We start from the raw sequence: 2,054 nt of genomic DNA, 5'->3' as shown, positions 1-2,054 counted from the left end.
TTCCTGGGGGTAGGAGTCAGTAGCCGGTCGTCAGGAGTCGGTCGTTTCAGGCTTTGTTGCCCTTGTTTTTTGTACCAAGCGATGTACCACAAGAAGGATAATGCAAGGTTTTTGAAAGTCCCAATCCTATTTTCGCAGCATGAACATCGGACTTTAACAGGTCAAAAGCCTTATTTTAAAAGGGTTTTACCATTATTCAGCAAGCCCTAAGTAGATTGAAGGCCTAACGACATCTAGGGGTGCTACCCAGTGCCTTCGGCATCGCACTTTAACCCACAGTTTCAATCAATGTGCATGGTGCGTTCCCCAAAAATCTATTAGTGGAGCAGTAGGAGCCACCTTAGGGAACGCACCCTACAAGATTGCGTACTGCTACGCAGTGCCTTCGGCATCGCACTACAGCTTATTGGTTCAGCATAACGGATAAGTTCAGCGGCGCGCTTTAGCGCGTCCGCTGGAACGAATTGTTAGAACCCCGTTTGGCGATGTAATGTCAGCATCTTTAGGCTGAATGTTTTCTTCCGCAGCCTCTTCAAACAGTGTGAAGTCGGCAATACTGAATAATGGCAATGAAGCTGTTTTGGATTTCTCATTGACAAAATCACCCATACGATCCGAGCCATTAGCCATCCTATGCAATATTGTTGTAATAGCCTCCTGGCTACGATCAACACCAATCCATTTTCGCCCAAGCTCTGATGCCACCACTAATGTGGTTCCAGACCCTGCATAGCAATCTAGGACAAGATCACCGGGATTTGATGATGCTTCAATAATTCTAGAAAGAAGTGCAGGATTCTTTTCCGTTGGATAGCCGGTTATATGAATGTTTTGATTATGCGCGTCACGAAAGTCCATCCAAATGTCTTGCACTGGAATTCCAGCGCTATTTTCAAGATAGATTTTTCGGCGCGGATTTCCCGTTGGCGACCAATAAATCTCTCCACGGGCATCCATCTCATCTAGGGTTGACGGTTTATATTGCCAATGCTTTCCGGGTGGCGGCAGCTTGCCTTTCCACTCCCCACCTGTTTCCCCGTTACGGACACCGGGAGCATGGACGGGTACTTTTTTGTATCTGCGCCCATCGGGATCAAGGCATGGATACTCCTTTACTGATTTAACTTCATCCCATGGTTCAATTGGTCGGTTCCATACATAGTTATCGCTCTTTGTGTAGAAAAGAATGTAGTCGGCTACATTTCCGTATGTCTTTCTCGTGTAGTTCTTAGGATTGCACTTCTTGCGCGTTATGCAATTTCGGAAATTTTTCTCTCCGAAAATTTCATCTAAGACGACGCGAAAATGAAAAATCATTCTTTCATCAAGGTGAAGGTATAGAGAACCATCATCGGCCAACAAACGGTGAATTAAAATTAGGCGTTCGCGTAACGTTTCAACAAAATCAGGTCCAACAAGATGATCGTCATAAGCATGGTTTTGTTTTCTTGACTCAAAGGATGATGCAGTTGCAAATGGAGGATCGATGTAAACAAGTTTCACTTTTCCGCTTACGGCTTCATCCTTCGCTAAAGCCGCAAGTACAGCCAAGTTGTCCGCGTGGTAAAGCCTATTATCGCCGCCTGAATATGCCGAATTTGGCGAGTAGTGTCCTGCGGGAAGCGCAAGAATATCTTCTTGTGCCTTTTTTCCGGGGTACTCTAGGCGAAAACCATTAGTGTCCAGAGGCGACACCCTTTCCCCTTTTGTACGATTTCCCATGCCTGGAATTGGAACCGCCATACTTAAGACCTCAACCATTCAGATGTGATGCGATCTGGAACCATGCGCAGCGTGACAACCTTTACGCGGTCTGGCCATTGATCTTCGATGTAAGCGTAATCATTCCACATAGAACCAAGTAAGAGGCCTGGGCCGTCATTCACATAAATTACTTTGATATGTGGCAATCCTTGACATCCTCGCCGCCGTAAAACGGACGGCGATTCCCAAACCTCACGATTTAGGTTTCTGCTTCTTTCCCTTGCGGGGTTCCGCACCTGCCTTAACAGATTTACTCTGTTCTGGTCTTATGGTCGCTCTACAGACTGACA

The 2,054-nt window shown here is 46.2% G+C and carries 1 protein-coding gene; it reads right to left on the bottom strand.

The window, feature by feature from the left end; genetic code table 11:
* Positions 1–429: 429 nt before the first annotated feature.
* A complete protein-coding gene (locus tag PX482_RS17010) occupies positions 430–1,743 on the bottom strand; it encodes a site-specific DNA-methyltransferase (RefSeq protein WP_223213028.1) in 1,314 nt (437 codons plus the stop codon).
* Positions 1,744–2,054: the final 311 nt, after the last annotated feature.

It is taken from the genome of Microcystis sp. M53602_WE12, from assembly GCF_030065455.1.
Taxonomy (GTDB): Bacteria; Cyanobacteriota; Cyanobacteriia; order Cyanobacteriales; family Microcystaceae; genus Microcystis; species Microcystis aeruginosa.
This window is presented reverse-complemented; position numbering and strand designations above follow the sequence as displayed.